The organism is Natronolimnobius baerhuensis, assembly GCF_002177135.1.
In the GTDB taxonomy this organism is placed as follows: Archaea; Halobacteriota; Halobacteria; order Halobacteriales; family Natrialbaceae; genus Natronolimnobius; species Natronolimnobius baerhuensis.
In genome coordinates this window covers 512,408-532,415 of record NZ_MWPH01000003.1, presented here as the reverse complement: position 1 = coordinate 532,415, position 20,008 = coordinate 512,408, and the positions used below count along the sequence as shown (strand labels likewise).

The 20,008-nt window shown below is 60.8% G+C and carries 20 protein-coding genes; 12 read left to right on the top strand and 8 right to left on the bottom strand.

Annotated elements, in window-relative coordinates; all coding sequences use genetic code 11:
- Window positions 1-6: 6 nt before the first annotated feature.
- Window positions 7-1,680 carry a nucleoside recognition domain-containing protein gene (locus B2G88_RS15120; protein ID WP_087715225.1) on the bottom strand — a complete coding sequence of 558 codons (1,674 nt, stop codon included), beginning with the start codon at window positions 1,678-1,680 and terminating at the stop codon, window positions 7-9.
- Between the two features lie 171 nt (window positions 1,681-1,851).
- On the opposite strand from B2G88_RS15120, the gene B2G88_RS15115 reads away from it, so the two are divergent.
- From B2G88_RS15115 to B2G88_RS19680, 4 genes are all read left to right on the top strand, one after another.
- Window positions 1,852-3,270 carry a GTP-binding protein gene (locus B2G88_RS15115; protein ID WP_087715224.1) on the top strand — a complete coding sequence of 473 codons (1,419 nt, stop codon included), beginning with the start codon at window positions 1,852-1,854 and terminating at the stop codon, window positions 3,268-3,270.
- A gap of 8 nt (window positions 3,271-3,278) precedes the next feature.
- Window positions 3,279-3,509 (top strand): DUF7511 domain-containing protein, encoded by a 231-nt coding sequence (locus tag B2G88_RS15110; RefSeq protein ID WP_087715223.1) that lies wholly within the window; start codon window positions 3,279-3,281, stop codon window positions 3,507-3,509.
- Between the two features lie 37 nt (window positions 3,510-3,546).
- Window positions 3,547-3,804 (top strand): hypothetical protein, encoded by a 258-nt coding sequence (locus B2G88_RS15105; RefSeq protein ID WP_054862997.1) that lies wholly within the window; start codon window positions 3,547-3,549, stop codon window positions 3,802-3,804.
- A gap of 145 nt (window positions 3,805-3,949) precedes the next feature.
- Window positions 3,950-4,102: a C2H2-type zinc finger protein gene (locus tag B2G88_RS19680; RefSeq protein ID WP_176393262.1), complete on the top strand. Its 153-nt coding sequence runs from the start codon at window positions 3,950-3,952 to the stop codon at window positions 4,100-4,102.
- A 22-nt stretch (window positions 4,103-4,124) separates the two neighbouring features.
- On the opposite strand, the gene B2G88_RS15100 is transcribed toward B2G88_RS19680, so the two are convergent.
- Window positions 4,125-5,435 carry an NAD(P)/FAD-dependent oxidoreductase gene (locus B2G88_RS15100; RefSeq protein ID WP_087715222.1) on the bottom strand — a complete coding sequence of 437 codons (1,311 nt, stop codon included), beginning with the start codon at window positions 5,433-5,435 and terminating at the stop codon, window positions 4,125-4,127.
- 174 nt (window positions 5,436-5,609) lie between these two features.
- On the opposite strand from B2G88_RS15100, the gene B2G88_RS15095 reads away from it, so the two are divergent.
- Window positions 5,610-6,557 (top strand): formyltetrahydrofolate deformylase, encoded by a 948-nt coding sequence (locus tag B2G88_RS15095; protein WP_087715221.1) that lies wholly within the window; start codon window positions 5,610-5,612, stop codon window positions 6,555-6,557.
- A 230-nt stretch (window positions 6,558-6,787) separates the two neighbouring features.
- Window positions 6,788-6,961: a DUF7556 family protein gene (locus B2G88_RS19675; RefSeq protein WP_176393261.1), complete on the top strand. Its 174-nt coding sequence runs from the start codon at window positions 6,788-6,790 to the stop codon at window positions 6,959-6,961.
- Between the two features lie 213 nt (window positions 6,962-7,174).
- Here B2G88_RS19675 and B2G88_RS15090 read toward each other — a convergent pair whose 3' ends face one another.
- Together B2G88_RS15090 and B2G88_RS15085 are read right to left on the bottom strand one after the other, a co-directional pair.
- Window positions 7,175-7,387, bottom strand: a complete 213-nt coding sequence (locus B2G88_RS15090; protein WP_054862998.1) for a hypothetical protein — start codon at window positions 7,385-7,387, stop codon at window positions 7,175-7,177.
- 136 nt (window positions 7,388-7,523) lie between these two features.
- The gene (locus B2G88_RS15085; protein ID WP_054863026.1) at window positions 7,524-8,555 is read right to left on the bottom strand and encodes a phosphoribosylaminoimidazolesuccinocarboxamide synthase; all 1,032 of its coding nucleotides are present in this window, start codon (window positions 8,553-8,555) and stop codon (window positions 7,524-7,526) included.
- Window positions 8,556-8,943: 388 nt separating this feature from the next.
- On the opposite strand from B2G88_RS15085, the gene B2G88_RS15080 reads away from it, so the two are divergent.
- Both B2G88_RS15080 and cofH read left to right on the top strand, forming a co-directional pair.
- Window positions 8,944-11,442, top strand: coding sequence for a methyl-accepting chemotaxis protein (locus tag B2G88_RS15080; RefSeq protein WP_245835410.1), 2,499 nt, complete (start codon window positions 8,944-8,946; stop codon window positions 11,440-11,442).
- Between the two features lie 98 nt (window positions 11,443-11,540).
- Entirely contained in the window at window positions 11,541-12,917 is a 1,377-nt protein-coding gene (gene cofH, locus B2G88_RS15075; protein WP_054862999.1) for a 7,8-didemethyl-8-hydroxy-5-deazariboflavin synthase subunit CofH, read from the top strand.
- A gap of 445 nt (window positions 12,918-13,362) precedes the next feature.
- Here cofH and B2G88_RS15070 read toward each other — a convergent pair whose 3' ends face one another.
- The 3 genes from B2G88_RS15070 to B2G88_RS15060 form a co-directional block, all read right to left on the bottom strand.
- The gene (locus tag B2G88_RS15070) at window positions 13,363-13,824 is read right to left on the bottom strand and encodes a hypothetical protein (protein WP_054863000.1); all 462 of its coding nucleotides are present in this window, start codon (window positions 13,822-13,824) and stop codon (window positions 13,363-13,365) included.
- A 123-nt stretch (window positions 13,825-13,947) separates the two neighbouring features.
- Complete coding sequence (locus B2G88_RS15065; RefSeq protein ID WP_054863001.1) at window positions 13,948-14,703, bottom strand: hypothetical protein; 756 nt, start codon at window positions 14,701-14,703, stop codon at window positions 13,948-13,950.
- A 79-nt stretch (window positions 14,704-14,782) separates the two neighbouring features.
- Complete coding sequence (locus B2G88_RS15060) at window positions 14,783-15,811, bottom strand: AI-2E family transporter (protein WP_087715380.1); 1,029 nt, start codon at window positions 15,809-15,811, stop codon at window positions 14,783-14,785.
- 115 nt (window positions 15,812-15,926) lie between these two features.
- Here B2G88_RS15060 and B2G88_RS15055 point away from each other — a divergent pair, with 115 nt between their 5' ends.
- From B2G88_RS15055 to B2G88_RS15040, 4 genes are all read left to right on the top strand, one after another.
- Window positions 15,927-16,664: a DUF547 domain-containing protein gene (locus B2G88_RS15055; protein ID WP_087715219.1), complete on the top strand. Its 738-nt coding sequence runs from the start codon at window positions 15,927-15,929 to the stop codon at window positions 16,662-16,664.
- A gap of 73 nt (window positions 16,665-16,737) precedes the next feature.
- Window positions 16,738-17,580, top strand: coding sequence for an HNH endonuclease (locus B2G88_RS15050; RefSeq protein WP_054863002.1), 843 nt, complete (start codon window positions 16,738-16,740; stop codon window positions 17,578-17,580).
- Between the two features lie 83 nt (window positions 17,581-17,663).
- Window positions 17,664-18,821: a hypothetical protein gene (locus B2G88_RS15045; RefSeq protein WP_054863003.1), complete on the top strand. Its 1,158-nt coding sequence runs from the start codon at window positions 17,664-17,666 to the stop codon at window positions 18,819-18,821.
- Window positions 18,822-18,903: 82 nt separating this feature from the next.
- Complete coding sequence (locus tag B2G88_RS15040; protein ID WP_054863004.1) at window positions 18,904-19,116, top strand: hypothetical protein; 213 nt, start codon at window positions 18,904-18,906, stop codon at window positions 19,114-19,116.
- A 99-nt stretch (window positions 19,117-19,215) separates the two neighbouring features.
- Here B2G88_RS15040 and B2G88_RS15035 read toward each other — a convergent pair whose 3' ends face one another.
- A complete protein-coding gene (locus B2G88_RS15035; RefSeq protein ID WP_087715218.1) occupies window positions 19,216-19,944 on the bottom strand; it encodes a nucleoside phosphorylase in 729 nt (242 codons plus the stop codon).
- Window positions 19,945-20,008 lie beyond the last annotated feature (64 nt).

The window sequence follows — 20,008 nt, the reverse complement described above, 5'->3', positions numbered from 1 at the left end:
AAGTCCTCAGAACAGCAGGCGGCCACCCCAGGCGATCACCAGGGCAAAACCAACCGCCGCGGCGGCCTGTCGAGCCAGCATCGTGGCGACGAACCGGACCGACACTTCTCGAGCGACCGTAATCGCCGTGACGAGACAGGGCAAGAGCACGCCCGCGAGGTAGACCGCGACGAGTACCTCGAGTGGCGACAGTGCGGCGACGCCCGACGAGTCCGCGGTAAAAAGAGCGATCCCGTCCTTCCGGACCGACGCGAGTACGAGTGGCAACGCAGCGTCAGCCGGGAGCGCAACGACACTCATTGCTGGCTCGAGAACGCCCCCGAGTCTGGTGAGCGCGCCCACGTACTCGAGCAGCGCAGCGACGACGCAGATGAGCGCGAAGACGGGCAAAGCGGTTCTGACGAAACTCGTGAGTGACGTGCGCGCTTCGCGCCAGATCGCTCGCAGGCGCGGGCGCTCGAGAAACGTACGTCGGTCGACGGCGAGCGTCGTCGTGCGCGCTGTGGGCGGGGCGATCAGGCGCACGTAGATGAGCGTCGTCGCGACGAGAATCGCGAGGTAGGGGCCGACGAGCCACGGCATGCCGACGGCGGCGAAGACCGCAAGCGTCGCGGGGAACTGATAGGAGCAGGCCGAGCCGAACGAGATGGCCGAGATGGTTGTACAGCGGGTACAGTCCGAGCAACTGCGGGTGCTCGTCACGGCAGGGACGTTACAGCCAAAGCCCATCACGACGCGCACGAGATCGCGCCCCGTCAGGCCAACCCGGCGCATCACGGGATGGAGCGCGGTCGTCACGCGCGTGACCAGCCCACTCGCCTTGTACGCGCCCATGAACAGCGCGAAGATCACCATCGTCGGGAGCGCCCAAACGAACAGGAACGGCCCCATCGCGAGCAGGCCGTAGTCCCCGCCGAGGACGGCTGCGAGCGGTCCCGGCAGCGTCGTGCTCCAGGCGACTGCGGGCTCGAGGGTCGCGCCAACAAGCGGGTCAAGTTCGCCCGCAATGGTGTTTGCAAACCAGACGGCGACCGCCGCGGGCGCAAGCAGAACGAGCGCACTCACAATCGGGCCAAGAACAGGGCGCTCGAGGATCGTTTCGGGTGGTTCGATCTCCCAGCCAACCTGTGTCGTAACGCCACTCGGTAACGCGCCGCTATGCTGGAGTGCCTGTCGAACCGCTCGCGCGTCTGCGGGCGCGTCAAGTTCGCCTGCCACGCGACCGCCATCGGCCGCGACAGGAGCCAGATTCCGCGCATCGACTGGGACCACCGGAACGCCAAGTTCGGACTCGAGGTCGCTGATTGCTCCCCGTGAGTCGACGTCCGTGCCGACCTTGTCCCAGTAGGTGACGACCACTGCGCCGGTCTTCCCGCCGACCAGCGGTAACAGGTCGGCGAGATCCTGATCGAGATCCGTCGCCGGCACGACCACCACGACGGAATCGGACTCCTCAAGCGCACCCATTGCCTTCCGGGTCGTTTCGGTATCGGCCTCGAGCGTGATACCCGGCGTATCGACTACCTCGAGGTCGTCGTCTCGGTAGACCTCACTCGAGACGGTCGAACCGCCGACGTTTTCGTCGGTCGGCGACGTTCCGGTGAGACCGGCCGCGAGCGCCGACTTGCCGACGCTTTCCTTGCCAATGAGGACGACGCGGGAGGAGTCGCCGTCGGTCATTCATCCCCTCCATCGTGTAATCGTCCTCGAGTGGCGCTGGGACCGTTAATAATGGCTGCGACGATGCCAGTCTGGCTCTGGATCATGTGTTCGACACCTCGAGTGGGTAGTTAATAATATCTTCGTTTAGAATAATAACTTCTATTAGTGAAGCGGTTGTGTTGTTAATCGATGAGCGACGACTCGCTTCCAGTCACGGTACTGTCCGGAACGCTCGGAGCCGGCAAAACGACCGTTCTGAACCACCTCCTCCAGGAGAGCGACCGGGACCTCGCCGTGCTCGTCAACGACATGGGCGAGGTCAACGTCGACGCGGACCGGGTCGCCGAATCCTCGGATATCGCCGACGAGGACGAGGAACTGATCGAACTCTCGAACGGCTGTATCTGCTGTGAGCTCCGGGGCGACCTGCTCGACGCCATCGGCGAACTCACCGCCGCCGACCGGGAGTTCGACGCCCTCGTCGTCGAATCGACCGGCGTCGCCGAACCGCTGCCGGTCGCCCAGACGCTGACGCTCGGCTTCGACCAGGCCGACCTCGACCCGACCGAGTTCTACGAGGAGACCGGCATCGAACCGCTGTCGGGCTGTCACCTCGATACGACCGTCACCGTCGTCGACGCCCACCAGTTCGACGCGGCGATGGAGTCCGACGAGATTCTCGACGACGACGGCACCGAGAAACACCTCGGGAATCTGCTCGTCGAACAGGTCGAGTTCTGCGACGTGTTGCTGTTGAACAAATGCGACCTCGTGGACGAAGCGACGCTCGCGGAGATCGAATCCACGCTCGAGGTGCTCCAGCCGCGCGCGGAGATTATCCGCACCGAACACGGCCGAATCGACCCCGACACGGTCATCGAAACCGACCGGTTCGACTTCGAGGAAGCCAGCCATTCGGCGGGCTGGATCAAAGAACTCCAGGAGCCACACGAATCCGCCGAGGAAGAACACGGCGTTACCTCGTTCGTCTTCGAGGCCCGGCGGCCGTTCCACCCCGAGCGTCTCGCGGACCTGCTCGATGAGTTCCCGAGCAACGTCGTCCGCGCGAAGGGGCATTTCTGGATCGCGAGCTACGAGGACGAACAACGTGAGTCCTCGGAACCGCGAACGGGAGCGACCGGATCCGAGCAAGGCGAGGATCCCGATGCGAGTGGTGGAACCGCGAGCGAGAAGCGACACGTGAGGCGTATGGACGAAGCGATTACCGTCAACGTCGCCGGCCAATCCGTTCGAGTCGCCCCCGCCGGCCAATGGGTCGACTCGCTGCCGGCCGAGGAACGCGAAGAACACCTCGCCGAGAATCCCGACCTCGAAGCCGGCTGGCACGACCGCTGGGGCGACCGCGGCATTCGTCTCGTGCTGATCGGCACCGACATGGATCACGAGGCGCTGCGTGGCGACCTCGAGGAGTGTCTGCTCAGAGACGACGAACTCGAGGAGGATTGGTCGACCTACGAGGATCGATTCCCGTCGTTCGAGCCACCCGAAGCGCCGGAAGAAGCGGAGGACGCAGACGCGGCCGACGAGCCTGCTGCAGACGAAGGCCACGACCACGACGAGCAACACGAAATCGGCATCGCCGACTGAGCCACGCCGTGACTGAACACGACACAGACACCGACCGCGACAGCAAATCGAGTCCAGCCGCGAGCGACGGCGAGCCCCCAACTGCGGATATCTCGCCGTGCTATCAGGCCTACCTCGAGTGTCACGACCACCGCCCCGACTCCTGTACGATCTATTCGGCGGTCACCGCCGACGCGGCGCGCGACCGCTGGATCAAAGCCTGGGGCGATGGGTTCGTCTCGCGGGAAGACGCCAGATAGCCAACCGACAACCAGATTCCAGAACTCATTCACACCAATGTCTACACATTTCCAAACGGTCGTGAAATCGGGCGTTCCCGCCCGGCACCGACGCGATGCAATCAACCGCATGATCGACCAGCGCGAGCGAACCAACCTCGCCATCCTCGTCCAGATGGGCGGTCTCAGCGGCGAGTTCCGGCGACGCGCCCTCGCCGGCCTCGGAGACTGCAACGCGAGCGATGAACTCGAGGAACTCGCCGAGGATACGACGGTCGAGCCGTCGTTACGACGCCGCGCGGACGAATTGGCGTGAGTAATCGACGGCAGTGACACGCATCTGGCGGCGATAGAGCAGCCGACAGATGTGACTGATCGTCGGTGAGTTGTTATTGATTCGGTGCGTGCGAGTGTGTTTTCCTAGCACGATTTTTGTGGGTAGGAAATGTACTCCACGCTGTATGGGATACAACTGCTCAACGTGCGACGAGAACTTCCAATCAGCCGCCGGTGTCACCCAACACGTCGCGTTGCATCACAACACCTGTGCCGTCTGCGACGAAGGATTCGACGACACCGATTCGCTGCGGAGCCACATCCACGAGAGTCACTGACCACACGTCGGGTCGCGCATTTTTAACAGTCGCAGTACTCTGGCTCACAGCACTCGAGGTCCTCGAGAAACATATTCGTCTCGCGGTACTCCTCGAGCGAGTCAGTGTCGACGCCGAGTCGCTCGCCGAGCGTGTCGGCGACGACAGCGAAGCGCTGGCGATACTTATAAATAAAGCAGAATTTCTGGCCGTTGTGCGCGACCTGCGGCCCGACGAGGAACAGGCCAGGTGTCGTCGTCGACTCGTCGCGCTCGGTGAGGTCGGCGACGCCGTCCTCGAGTACGAACAGGTCCTCGACGAGCGTCAAACTGCCGTCGAACCCAGTCGCCAGCACGGGCGGTACCTGCGAGTAGAAGCGGTCCCCATCGGTCGTGACGACGGCGTACTCAAGATGGTCGTCGTCGGCTGTCGGGTCCTCGTCGGCCGTTTGCTCGATACGGTCTGCGCGTACGCCCGCGACGAGTCCAATCGGCTGTTCGTCGGCGAGTGCCGCCTCGAGACGCTGGTTCGTCCGCGGTGAGAGCACCTCACTTGGGTCCGGACTGCGGAACTGCCAGGTGCCGTCGTCGTCGAGGACGGTCACTGAACAGCCAGCATCAGCCAGTGCAAGTGCGGCGTCGACACCGCTTTCTGCGCCACCGATAATGACGACATCGTCGCTGTGTGGTGTCATCGCGGTCCCTGCGCCGTCGGCTGCGGGTTGGGGCGCAGCGTCGGCAGCCGTCGTGGTTTCCGCGGATTCGGAAGTGGACTCAGGTGTGACATCCGTTTCGGACGCAATTTCGTGTGTCCTCGCGTATGCGTCCCAGGAGTCGACACCGGCGACGTGAACGCCGTGTTCCGCACCCGCGATTGGGCCGGTCGTCGGATACTGATACTCGCCTGCAGCCCAGACCACAAAGCGCGTCGTGATTGAGTCATCGCTCGTCTCGAGCGTGAAGCCCGCGGTTTCGTCGGAGCCATCGCTCAAGTCGTCGCGAATGGGATCAACGCCAGCCACGTCGACGCCAGTCTCGACTGGGAGGTCATGAAACTCCGCGACAGCCTCGAGATAGTCCGCGTACTGGTTGCCGGTCGGATGCTCGCAGTCGAGTGCAAGTGCTGGGGACGTATCGGGCGTAATGGCGTTCAGATCCCGCGTTCCGAACGCGTTGGCGGGAAACGACGGCGTTAGCAAGCGCATCTCCGCGGGCCACTGGCGAAACGACGCGCCGATACAGTCGCGCTCGAGAACGGTGTACTCGAGGTCCAGTCGCTCGAGGGCGACGGCGGTCCCGATTCCGGCAGGTCCGGCACCGACGACCGCCACCTCGTGATCGAACGAACGTGTCATGGACACCGCTTGGCCCCACAAATTAATAACTCTGACGTGTTTGTTAGCAACTTTTGGTAAGTGATGGTGGTGCGGTGGCATTTCCAGAACGGAGACGGAAAGCAGGACTTTTAGCCGCACACGGACTGAGAACCATGTGATGAACCGACGGACGCTCGAGCGGAGGTGGTCTCGATGACGACTGATGTAACCGAAATCACGGTGATCGGAGAGGACGACACCGGACTGATTGCAAACGTGACAAGTCTCCTGTTCGAGCGCGGGATCAACATCGAAGACCTCGATCAGGCGGTTCGAGATGGTGTCTTCCGGATGTATCTCGCTGTTGATACCTCGGAGATGGTCACGACGGAGGAGAAACTCCGGGAAGACCTCCACGAACTCGGCGACGACCTCGGACTCGACGTGCAGGTCCGCTTCCCCGCCGACCGCGAGAACCAACAGATCGCCGTCCTCGTCACCAAAGAGAGCCACTGCCTCGAGGCGCTGTTCGAGGCCTGGGCCAACGACGACCTCGGCGCAGACATCAGCGTCGTCATCGGCAACCACGACGACCTCGAGCCGCTTGCGGACCACTACGACGTGCCGTTTCACGATATCGGCACCGAAAGCGGCCAGCAAAACGAAGACGAACTCCTCGAGGTGCTCGCAGAGTACAACGCCGACCTGATCGTGCTCGCACGGTACATGCGGATTCTCAGCCCAAACGTCGTCTTCCGCTACGAAGACCGGATTATCAACGTCCACCCGTCGCTGTTGCCATCGTTCCCCGGCGCGGAGGCCTACCGACAGGCAATCGAGGAAGGCGTTCGCGTCGCTGGCGTTACCGCCCACTACGTCACGACCGACCTTGATCAGGGACCGATCATCACCCAGCGCGCGTTCGACGTCCCCGACGACGCTGACCTCGGCGAGATGAAAACTCGAGGCCAGCCACTCGAGGCCGACGCACTGCTCGAGGCCGTTCAACTCCACCTCAACGGCGACGTCTCGGTCCACCGCGGGCGAACCTCGGTCCGAGAGAACGGCGAACAGTACCAGCTCGGCCTCCCAGCCGAGATCGACGACGTCACCCCGGACCGGCCGGTTGACGGCATCGGAAACGCAGTTACTGACGAATAAGAACCACGAAACGGCGAGACACCGAGTCACTATCAGTATTAATTTTGAGTACCCGTACGGAGAATAATATGGAGAACAGTGACTCGAGCGCGAAATCAGTTCCCAGCCGTCTACCAAAAAGACCATTATAGTCCGACTTGTTCAATATTTTTGGCCAGGTCGCGTCACGATTACCAACTGTTTACGCCGATTCCAGAACATTCATAGTCGGCGACGTCACATATCCAAACATGACGCCCGAGACAGAGTCAGTCGGGGAACCGTCGACAGAGAGCCACGAGGTGGTTGCTGCAGTCGACGAGGCCGATGGACGGCCACGACTCGTCATCGCCGATATCGCCCGCGACGACGCCTGGGTCTCGGTAGCCGAGCCAGCAGCCGCGTCACTCGAGGAGTGGCGATAAGGCGACGACGGCGACCGATACGTTCGTCCTAGTCGGTCGCTCAGGCTGTGTCTCGAGACACACATTTTCAGTGAGTTGCCACGCAGTGATCTCGTCGGGAGAGACCACGGATTGTAGGAAATGTAGGAGAAAACCTACGGCTTTAGCCGTGGGTAGCTCAAAGAGATGAAAGTCACACAGACGCAAAAACGGACGACGCGACGGACAGCGAGTTCAGTCGTCGCTCGGTTCAGCGTCTGGTTCGGACGCCGGCGTTGCAGACGTGGTCGCACTGATCGTGTTCGACGAGAGTTCTGAGAGGACTGTCAGGCCGACCATCGCGAGCACGATGGCTGCGACAGCGGCGCTCGCAACGACGGTAACAGTCGTGATGAGACTTACCGCGACGATACTTAGCCCGAGGACACTAGCGATAACGGCGGTCATTGACGCTCAATTAACGTTGATAACGCGCGCGATATGAGCGTTACTGTGTCGATTCGTACTGTGTATAGATAGCACAGGGCATATTAAACGCAAACAGACAGACGACACGATTGGCGCTTGTCTCGCCGATATCAGCCTACAGCCGCTGTACTGCACCAATCGCACTCGAGAGCGGCGGGGCCTCGAAGAGGTCGTGGCCGGTGTAGGCGTTGGTCCCTGCACAGTACAGATCGCGAGCCGTCTCGAGAACGTCGTCTGAGAGCGGTTCAGGGTCGACCGTACAGAGGGATTTCCAGTCGGCGACGTTGTCCTGTTTTGCCTCGGCTTTGGCGGCTTCGACGGCCTGGACCCACTCGGGCTGGGTTCGCTTGTGATACTGGCGCAGCACTTCTTTCGAGAGTTGGCTGCCCTCGTAGCTAAAGCGGTTTTCGTCGAACGTCCCGACGACGTCTGCGACGCGGATCTCGCCCTGGTAGTACAGACACTCGATTTTGCCGTCCTGGTGGTCGAGTCCGGCCGATTCGGCCTGCTCAGTGAGAATCCGATTGACCTCACGGGCGAGGTCTGCGAGTGCGTCGATATCTGCCACGCCGGCGATCCGATCCGCCTCCGCGCGCTCGAGATACCGGTCGCCTTCCTCGTACTTCGTCGAGAACTCGACGATTGGCTCTGCGAGGTCGACTGCCTCATCGGGCCAGGAATCGTACTCGAGGCCGTGTTCGGCGGGTTCGGTTCGGCTACGCAGACTCGAGCCGATGGGGACGCGATTTCGGAACACGATCTCGAGGGGAATGAGGTAGTTCTCACCGGCAGCCTCGTGATAGTGGTCGTAATCGTAGTCTCGGCCCTCGTTGGGGAGGTCAGGAACCTGTGTCAGTTCGATGGCCATCTCCCAGGGTGGACTCGAGGCCTCCTCGAGCGAGACGACCGAGTCGGAGTCGCCGTTGTGGTCGACGACGCCGCGATAGTGCGTTGGCACGCCTTCGGCCTCGAGCAGTTCGAAGTTGAACGCCCCCATGGTACAGAGGCTGGCCCCTTTGTCGGGGATCTGATCGGGCATTTTCCCCCAGTCGAAGACGGAGTAGTCGTCCGTAAAGACGAACGAGCCCGCGCCGAGGCTGTCGGTTGTTGCCTCGCGTTCGATTCGGAATTCCTTGACGCTGGTCACGCTCGCCACCCCACAGCGCTGCGGTCGCCATCGTACATACTCGAATTCGCGTGGTGATGACTCAAGAAGGTTTCAGTATTGGCTCGTCCCGTGGGAGACAACTCGAGGCCGGACAGACACCGATGAGCGGACAGCACCTCGCAAAATGGGGCCTCCAAGATGGCCACAACTGCTTTTATGTAATGGACGAACGTTTACGAAAATGTCGCTGAGAGACCGGCTTATACCGGATTCTGCCAGGGAGCGCCTCAGTGCGCTCATGCCAGAGAAAGTCACCGAATACAGTCGTCGGGTTTCGGAGGCCGCCTCGACGACTCGCGCTCGAGTCACAGACTCAACGGCGGGGGTGTGGGGTGTTGTGGTACCGGATCGAATTCGACGAAGTTACGTGGCGAAGTTCGCCCTCGTCATCGCACTGGTGTTGGTTGCAACACTCGCTGTGGCGGGCGTTTCCTACATTGATATCTCGAATCAGATCTCGGATAATGCCCAGAACGAGATGGAGTTGACGGCCGAGATCGAAGCCCAAGAGATTGGCGATTGGATGTATATGCAACAGCAGGACGTTGAAATGCTCGCTGCTGATGCTGATGTGCCCTACACTGATGGCACAGATCACGAGATCAGGACAGGCCTGAATAACAGATACCATACAATGGACAGTACTGTCCAGGCGATACACTACGTCGATCTCGAGGACGACACGATTGCCGTCAGTACAGACAGTGACATGGTCGATCAGGATGTCACGGACTACGATCTCAATCTACACGTGATAAGTGACGAATACTCCGTTTCGGAGTTCGAGTACGACGACATCTACATTTCCCAGGTTGATTCGACCTACTCCGACACGTTCGAGTACGAAGGCGAACACTCGATTGCACTGTTCAGTCCAGTTGATGACACGGACCACGCCGTCATGATCATCAACTCAATCGAAGATCGGTCCAACTACTTCAGAAACCACATCGACGACAGTCAGACGACCGTCGTCGACGGTGGCAGCAACGAGATGATGTTCGCCGATGACCGCGAACACATTCTCTCAACGTACGAACACGCCGAGAGCGAGGCCGTCCTCGAGGGTGGACTCGATGGCTCGGCGGCAATGGACCTCGATGACACCGACGAGGTCGTTGCCTCCGCACAGATTCCAAACACCGACTGGGCGCTTGTCACCCACGCGCCACAGTCGAATACGTACGCACTCCTCGATGACGTCATCGAGTCGCTTGGGGCCGTCATCGCCATCGCGCTACTTGGATTCCTCATCATCGGGGCAACGATTGGCCGCTCGACCGCACACGCCCTCGACAGCGTCGCAGACGATGCAGAACGACTGTCGAACGGCGAAACCGATATCGAAATTATCGATGACGGGCGGATCGACGAGGTTGGGCAAGTCCGAGGGTCATTCGCCTCGATTCAGACGTACCTCGAGACCGCGGCCAATCAGGCGGACGCAATCGCCCGCCAAGAGTTCGACGACAGTGCCCTCAAGGAGGATGTCCCAGGTCAACTCGGCGGCTCGCTCCAGCGGATGCAAGCCGACCTCGAGAGCTACATCCAGGATATCGAAGCCTCGAAAGCCGAAGCCGAGGCCTCGAAAGACGAGGCCGCAGCAGCCCGCGAAGAGGCCGAAGCACTCGCCGAACGCCTCGAGACGACCGCTGCCGAGTTCGCCGAGGTCATGGGCGAGGCCGCAGACGGCGACTTCACGCAGCGACTCGACGACGACGTCGACAACGAGGCCCTCGCGGAGATCGCAACGGCCTTCAACGGCATGCTCGAGGATCTCGAACGCACGATTGTCGACATTCAGGAACTCGCGGACGATGTCGATCAGATCAGCGGTCAGGTCACGGGCCAGGTCGCAGAGATCGAAACGGCGAGTAACGACGTGAGTCGCTCTGCAGAGGAGATTGCAACGGCAACCGCAGAACAGAGCGACCGCTTCCAGAACGTCTACGGCGAGATGAACGATCTCTCCGCAACTGTCGAAGAAATTGCCTCGACCGCCGACGACGTGGCGAACGTCTCCGATACCGCCGCCGACCGCGCCGAGCAGGCAGGCGAGGCGACCGGCGAGATTCGCGCCGAGATGGATCACCTTGAGGACCGAGCGGAAGCGATTACGACGCAGGTCGAACAGTTAGACAGCGAGATGGGCGACATTCGCGAAATTGTCGATCTGATCGACGACATTGCCGATCAGACGAACCTGCTCGCGCTCAATGCCTCCATCGAGGCCGCAAGCGCCGGTGAGGAAGGCGATGGCTTCGCAGTCGTCGCAAGCGAGGTCAAATCGCTCGCTGAGGAAACCGGCGACGCGACACAGGAGGTCGACGCGTTGATCAGCAACGTCGAGGCTGCCGTCGACGAAACCGTCGACGAAATCGAGCGCATGCGCGAGCAGGTCGACGAAGGCGCTGACGTGGTCGACGACGGCATCGAAGCAATCGACGCGATTACCGAACAGGTCGAGGAGGCAAACGCCGGCGTGCAGTCGATCAACGACGCAACGGGCGAGCAAGCCCGCGCCAGCGAGCGCGTGGTGACGATGGTCGACGAAGCCACCGAGATCAGCGAGGAAACAAAAAGCGAAACCGAAACCGTCGCCGCAGCCGCCGAAGAACAGGCTGCAACCGTCTCCGATGTCGCTGCCGGTGCCAACTCCCTGACCGAGATGGCCGAGGAGTTAAGCACCTCGCTCGAGGCCTTTGCGGTCAGCGAAGGCAGTGCAGCCGACGATGGAGACCAATCAGGCACAGTCGACGACTCGAGTGACGGCCGGACCCTCGAGTACGACGGTGACACGACCGACGAGGCCGATCCCGACGACGCAGACCTCGTCCTGAAAGGCGACGGGAGCGGCGACGACTGAGGCGGCGACCGGACCAGCCACGCCGTCGCGTCATCGGTACAAGACCTACGCTGCTGCGATCAGCACCCTTTTCTCACTGTGTCCGCATCGTTACCTCGATGGAGCGACCGGTGACCGAGGCCGACCTCACGTTCGAGTACACACCCGACAGCGAGAGCGACCAATCGTTCGAAAACGCACTCGAGAAGGCACGAGACGGCGAGCGCCTGACCGTTGCAGACGCGATTGCCCTGCTGACGACCGGACTCGATGTCGATGGGATTGACCGCCAGCGCAAAGAGCAGGTGCTCGAGGCAGCAGACCGCCGGCGCGCCGAGGAGGTTGGCGAGGAGGTCACCTTCACCGCGAATCTGAACAACAACGTGACGACCGCGTGTAACGTGGGCTGTCTGTTCTGTAATTTCAAGGACTCCGCACACACGTTCGAGGAAGACGCCGCAGTCGAGACTGCCGGGTTCACCAAAACGCCCGCTGAATCCCAAGAAATCGTCGCCGACGCGGCCGAGCGAGGGATTTACGAGGTCTGCTCGGTCTCCGGACTACACCCCGCGTTCGCGCTGGACGAGGAACATCGAGAGATTCTCGAGGCACACCCCGACCCGAAGGCGGTGAACTACAAACCGGCGGAGGTCTACGAGACGAGTCCCGGGACCTACGTCGAGCAGATGGCGGCGATGAGCGTCGACGGCGTCCACGTCCACTCGATGACGCCCGAGGAAGGCTACCACGCCAAACGCGGCACGGACTGGTCCTACGAGGACGTCTACGGACGGCTGAAGGAGGCCGGACTCGATACGGTTCCCGGCACCGCCGCCGAAATCCTCGTCGACGAGGTCCGGGACGTGATCTGTCCCGGCAAGATCGGTACCGACGACTGGCTCGAGGCGATGGAAGCCGCCGCGAACGTCGGCCTTGGACTGACGGCGACGATCATGTACGGCCACGTCGACAACGAGGCCCACCGTGCCATGCACCTGAAACGCGTGCGCGACCTGCAAGAGCGCGTCGACGGCGCAATTACGGAGTTCGTTCCCCTGTCGTTCGTCCACCAGAACACGCCGCTGTACGAACACGACGTGGTCTCGGGCGGCGCAAGCACCGACGAGGACGAACTCTTGATCGCCGTCTCGAGGCTCTTCCTCGACAATATCGACCACATCCAGTCCTCGTGGGTCAAGTACGGCGACGAGCAGGGCCTGAAGATGTTAAACTGCGGCGCAGACGACTTCATGGGGACGATTCTCTCCGAGGAGATTACCAAACGTGCGGGCGGGGGCTACGGCGAGTTTCGCTCCTTTGCGGACTACGTCGAGATGATTACCTCGATTGGTCGGGTTCCGGTCGAACGCTCGACCGATTACGAGAAACGCCGCGTCATCGACCCCGACGACCCGCCCTTTGGGCCGCAGTTAGGGCCGAAAGCCGACGGCACGCCGCTGCTGACAGACGAGGAGCCGGTGCCAGCGGACGACTGATACGGATTGCTGCACCGGAAATGACTTACCGCGACCGTCGTGTCATCATCGGTGGAGATGTCGTACGCTTCGAACGCGTGAAACAGACTATCCACTGATAATTGGAGTTATAAAGGCATGAAGGCACACAAGTAGACTTACCGCAAACAGTGCTAAACCAAACGCATCACCGTCAAGAATAAGTGCGGTTGCTAGAACTGCAAGTGTCAAGGCGATAATGGCGGATCGAATCGCACGAAGGTCCGTCTTATAAGGTGAATCTGTCTCGCTCATAATTTAGATGCTAGGAATGTTCTTCCATCATTCATAACAAATAGAAACTCCCTTCATTTCACATAAATTTTTATAAGTAGACTTGCTGTTAATAATTGTTGTATAATTACTTTATTAAGAACTGCGGCGCAGACGACTTCATGGGAACGATCCTCTTCGAAGTGGACTCAGATTATTCGACAATCGTAATCCGCGACTCTTCTGTGCTGTCCTCGCGATTCTCGCCGTCCTGATCGAACACGGTGACAGCGAACTGGTACTCGCCAGGATCGACATCCTCGGAGGCATCGATGTGTACGTCAACGACAACGTCCTCGCGCGAATCCCAATACAAGTGCAGCGGCAGCGTATCCACGATTCGGTCGGGCGACGGCGACGCGTCGCTCGAGTCGTAGGCAACCGTGATCGCCGTCGTGTGCGGAACTGCAGAGACGTGGACCCCCGCGACATCGGTTGCCTCGAGCGTTACCGTCGTGTCGCCGCCCTGCTCGAGTGTTACTTCTGGAACGGTCAGGGTAGGAGTCCAGTTGTCCGTACTCGTAGTGGAGTTCTCGCTGTCTCCGTCGTCGAGACAGCCGATAATTCCAAGAACAGTACCCACACCTCCGGTAGTGAAGACGGTCCGACGGTTCATAGTACGTGTAGTCAATCCAACGTGAAGGCTTTTGTTCCATGTGAACTGCTGCACTGCTACGTCTCAGAATGAAGTGAGAGTGTGAGTGAGAGGACACCTCAGTACTCGAGACGACTGTGCGTCTCAAAACAGTGACTCAGAAATCGCTGCGACCTCGAGTGTCCGTTCTGGCGAGACGTACATACTGATTGCAACCGGTTGATCGCCGGGAGCATACTCCCACTCGTCAGTTGTGTCGGTTCCGTCCTCGAGTGTGATCGTATACTCGTACACACCTGGGTCGTCGATATCGTATTCTGCAGTGAGTGCGGTTTCCGCATCGACCGACTGTGTCTCACTGTATACCGCTTCTGGAGCAGGTTCTTCACGCCTCGAGATTTCGACGGCCACCTCGTGAGCAGTCTCATCGAAATTCACGAGTTGGAATTCGTGCGCTGTGGCAGCAGGATCGCTCGGGTCGCGGCCGACTGCTGAGCGATCACGGTCGACGGTGACAACAGTTTGGGCCGTGATAAATATCGGAGAGGAGAAAAACGCTAGCTGGCTACTCGATTCGTCTCCGTCGTGATCATACGTCTGTGATCCTTCACAGTTTGCGAGAACGTAGAATCCCTCGTCAGTGTCTCGATGCAGATACGAGGTACAGCCAAGGCCCAGACTTGTTGTCTCGTCAGTGAGTCGCGAATTGTGGAGTTCGACTTCCATATAGTCGCTCGCGAAGTCGACGACAGTCTCGCTCGAGAGCGGATCGGGAATTTCCGGATACTCCTTCGGCTCAACCGCTTGCTCACGCGTCGAAGATGTACCGCGGTTGAGGCACCCACACAGAGAGACAGCAACGCCGCTTCCAATGCCTGCAAGTATTTTCCGCCGATTCATTACTACTAGTATATGTTACGAGAACTGTATATCTGTTCCACACATGGACCGTCACTGAGCGAGCATCCCGCCGAATCGATCAACTCTGTTCGACATTTTCGTCATGGGTGCCGAGTCGCTCGTAGTGTTCGTCGTACACCTCGAGCGTCGTGACCAGTGCGCCGAGTAAGACGGGGCCGAAGAACAGGCCCATGACGCCGAAGGCGTAGATACCGCCGAGGACGCCGAGGATGATGATGCCCGGACTGAGTTCGGCGTAGCGGTCGACGACGATGGGGCGGAGATAGTCGTCGGAGACCCCGACGACGACGGCGCTGTAGACCAGCAGGGCAATCGCCAGGATCGGCTCGCCGCTGACGAACAGGTAGGCGACGGCCGGCCCCCAGACCAAGAACGCGCCGATCAGCGGGATCAACGCGAGGATGATCATCACGAACGTCCAGAAGGTGGCGTTCGGAATCCCCGTCGCAAACAGGCCGAGTCCGGCGATCAGCCCCTGGACGACTGCGATCATAACGTGACCCGCCAGGACGGCCCACATCACGTCGTTGAGTTCACTGTAGAGGTCGTCCTGCACGTCATCGGGCAGGGGCGTCCGCTCGTGAAGCCACTCGAGGAGCACGTCGCCGTCTTTGAGCAGGTAGTAGAGCAAAAAGAGCGCCAGTCCGAGGCCGAGCAACGCGTGCGTGAAGACGCTGAACCACGCCGTCGTCTGCTCGAGGAGGACCGAGCCGATCTGCTCGGCGGAGTCGACGAGTGAGCCGACGATGTCAACATCGAAGCCGGTCTCGTCTGCGATCCAGTCTTCGATGGCAGCGACCTCGAGATCCTCAGGATCGGCCGACTCGAGCATCGCTGCGGCGTCGTCGGCGATGACAGCGGCGACGATGACGAACGGGATAATAAAGCCAAGCAGCGCCAGTATGAGCAGGGAAAACGCCGCCAGTGTCGGCGAGATGTACGCCTCGAGACGGCGCTGGAGCGGCGTGAGGACGAACGCGAGCAACACCGCTGCAAGGACGTACTGGAAGAAGGGCGTGACCAGTTGCCACGAGAAGTACGCAAAGAGCGCGATGAGCACGAGCAGATAGCCCCTGGATCGATTCACAGGATAGCTATCAACGGTGTAACCGATAAAACCGACCCAGACATGTTCCATGACGCGACAGTCGCTTCGATCCGCCACACGGCTTCAAGGGAGTGGTTGACAAACCGGCACACGAATGTCGACTCAGCTCGATCCCGTCTCGCTGTCGGCCGATCTCCTCTATGTGGTGACGACGGCAGGCGGCACTCCCGGCGAGCTGTGTGACCGACTCGCCACCCTCGAGCGCGCACAGGTAGCCCGTGCACTGTCCAGCCGCGAGGCGAAACTCGCGTTCTGGCTCAACTGCTACAACGCCTCCGTCCAGTTGCGCCTCGAGTCCGAGTCGGAGTCGCCCGGTGGCAGCCGACTCGAGCGCTGGAAGTTCCGAACCCGTGATCGCGTGCCAATTGCAGGCCGGTGGCTGAGCCTCAACGATATCGAACACGGCCTTCTCCGGCGGTCGAAACACCCGTGGGGACTGGGCTATGTCCCACGGCTGTTCCCATCGTCGTTCGAACGGCAGTTTCGCCTACCCGAGTGTGACCCGCGGATTCACTTTGCGTTGAGCCAGGGGGCCGAAAACTGCCCCCCGATTGCCGTCTATTCGCCAGCCGACGTCGACGAAGAACTCGACATCGCCGTCGAGTGGTACGTCGAAGAGAACACCGAGTACGACCCCGACACGGACACGGTCACCATTCCACGGCTATTCCGGCGATACCAGGGCGATTTCGGCGGTCCCGACGGCATTGTTTCTTTTCTCGAGGAGTACAATGGGATTCCAGCCGGCTCGAGTCCGACACTCGAGTACGGGACGCCAGAGCGGACGGAAGCCGTCGATATCGACGGGGAAGCGGACACGCTGCGGCCGTGACGGACAGGCACCAGTCCAGCAGTCGTCGCCGACAGCCGGTGCGTTTTTGTCGTCGCGCTGTCTTCGCTCGCCCGTGACTTCCCGCGACTGGCACGGTGACAGACGTGCCGTGTTCGACCGAGACGACCACACGTGTCGCCGGTGTGGGGCGACCGACAGTACCAGTGACGACGACGCGGCGACAGCCGACCTCCGATGCTACCCCGTTGGTGACATTTCGCTCGAGGGTGACGTTCACGGGAGTTCTCTCGTCACCGTCTGTGAGCCGTGTTTCACCTCGTTACAGGGTGGGCCAGCCACGAGCGGTGAGCGACCCGACGATGAGACGCTCTTTACACTTGCACGCGAACTGACCCAGCGACAGGGTGTGACCGTCTCGGCGGTCGCTTCGTTCGCATCCATCGCGACCTCGCTTCCCGCGACCCTCGAGACTGCTGGCGACGACGATGAGAGTCAGACTGACGCCGAATCGGAGTATCGCCAGGCACGACGCGAGGTCCTGCTCGCAATCGACTCCGTCCCCTCGAGACTCGAGCGGCTGGCCGCTGTCGACGAGACCGCACTCGAGCCCGGCGTTGGCGAACCACTTGCCGAACTCGTCGAAGCCGCCCGAAAACTGCAGGACGAACTCCGACAGATCGTCAGCCACTGCGAGGGCGTTCCATCGGCAATCGGCCGCTGTCCCGGCTGTCTCGAGTCGACGGAAGAAACCACGACGGACGAGTGTCCGACGTGTGGAGTGTCGGCTGAAAGCACCGAGGGTGAAGCGACCAACACCGATGTCGACTCGATGGAAGGGCGATTTCAGGCGATCAACGGCACGCTGCAGGACGCCTCCGCGACGACAGAGACACTGACAGACTGTGCTGGCACGGTTGCAACGGAACTTCGGGGCGAACCGAATAGCCCACAATAACGCACGACAATTGGCGCGAAGTTCTCGGGCACGGATACGCAACTCGAACGCATTTAACCGCGTATGCCCTACCACATACCGACGTGTCGAACGACAATCGGACGGCTGACACAGCCGAGGAGTCAGGACTTCGGTCTCGAGTGAGTCGCCGAACAGTACTCCGAACCGGCGTCAATACTGGCATCGCCGCAGGGTTCGTCTGGGGACTCGGCGCAGCGAACTACGCCACCAATGCTGACCTCGGGTCGATCACGTACGCGCTGGCCCGCCCCGACCCGGACGCGGACACCCTCGAGGAGCGAACCAAAGATGTGCCGGTCGCCTGGCACGAGAGTCTTAGACTGGCGTTCGACGCACAGGCGGCCATCCAGGAAACTGGCCTCGAGCCGCTGGTCTCGTCGTTCGTCGTTCCCGGGAGCTACGATAGCCCGCAGGCGTCGGTCTCAGTCCAGACGACCGACGAAACCGTCCAGTCAACACTCGAGAGTATTGTCGAGTTTCCGTTCGATATCACGGTGCTCGAGGAGATTCCGCCGCAGCCACAGAGCGACGGCGAGTACGAGTCGGCGTATCAACTTGCCGAGCACGATCCCGAACACATTCCCGGTGGGGTCCGCTGTGATACTGATTCCGGATCAGGGACACTGACGCCGGCGATGTTCGACGCCGAGACGGGCGAGCGATACTTCGCAACGTCGAATCACGTGTACGACGAGGAAGGGACGCTGGAGGACGAACACCGCTCGGAGCCACTGTTTCTCACTCACAACGATACCGAATACCAGATCGGCCAGGTGGCTCAGGGCTATCCGCTCGCAGACATTGTCCGGGTCGAACCTGTCGACGGTTACCAGCCAGTCTCCGAAATCGAACGCGCAGAGCCATCACAGGTGACCGGCCAGTATACCCGCCTCGGTCTGGCAGATCTCATGGCCCGTGACGGCACCCTCGAGAAACTGGGGGCGATTTCGGACCGAACGAGCGGCGAAATCAAGGGCGTCAACGCGATGACGTGTTACTCCGGCGCGGTCTGTAAACCTGGCCAACTCATCTGGGGCGACGAAGACGCCCTGACCGACGGAGACAGCGGCTCCGTAAACTTCCATCCCGATCCCGAAAACCCGGACGACTCCATCCTTGTCGGCGGCATCAACAACGCCCGAACCTGGTGGCCCAGTTCGGACTTTACCTGGGGAACTGCGGCCCACCACTTACTCGAGGAGTATGGACTTCACTTCTGAAATGAGCTGGTGGCCAGCAGGTCTGCCAGACCGCGACAACGCCGACACACACCTTTACAACACGGAGCGTTGACCCTCGCGTATGGCCACGGACTCCGCTCTATTCTCCCGCGAGCGGCTCAGAGAGATCGGTATCCGGCTGCTTGTCGATATCATGGCAATCGTCGTCTGGATCACCACAGTGACGGTCGTCTTTCGACTCGCCGAATTGTCGATCACCGCCTACTACGTCACCATCTTCCTCGGCGTCGTGGTGTACTCGGTCGTCTTCGATCCCTGGTCAGTGCGCCCGTAACGCACCGAGAGAGCGGATTATATAGTAACAACTGCAACTAGTTACACACTGATCGCACAGCTGTCGTGCGATCAGGTGTGCATTGACTTACAGTGGCTACTATAGCTCCGTCGTCGCCTCGAGTGCGATGTCGATTGCGCGGCCGACGTTGTTCTTTGCTTTTTCGGGCAGTTCGTCGTCTTCGGTGTCGGTACCTTTCTGCGTCCCTTCGACGAGATTGCCGTCGACGGTACAGATCGCGCCGGCGCGCAGTCCCTTGCGTCGTGCGAGCGTAAAGACCGCAGCGGCTTCCATCTCGACGGCGAGCATGCCGGCGGCTTCCCAGTCAGCGACGTACTCGTCGGTTTCCGCGTAGTAGGCATCGTCGGACGCGATGGGACCGATCTGGACATCTTCGTCGTTGGCTTCCGCAGCGTCGACCAGTTCCGAGAGAACGTGATAATCCGGAACGGCGGGATACTCGACGTCCTCGTAGCGCTTCGAGGTGCCCTCGTTTTTCGCCGCGCCGGTTGCGACGACCATGTCGCCGATTTCGATATCGGACTGGAGCGCGCCGGTCGTCCCAACGCGGATGAACGTCTCGACGCCGACGTTTGCCAGTTCCTCGAGGGCAATCGCTGCGGATGGACAGCCGATGCCGGTCGAACAGATCGTCAGCTCGCGACCCTCGTAGGTGGCGTTGACGACCTTGTACTCGCGGTTCTCGGCGATAGTTTCGCTCTCGTCACAGTGCTGTGCGATGCGGTCGACACGGCCGGGATCTCCCGGAATGAGCGCGATATCGGTCAGGTCTCCCTCCTCGACGAGCAGGTGTGGTTGCGTTCCCATACCTGCGCGTTCCGCTGGTGACGAGAAAAAGGATTCGAGACTTGATGGTCGCCTCTCAGTCAGC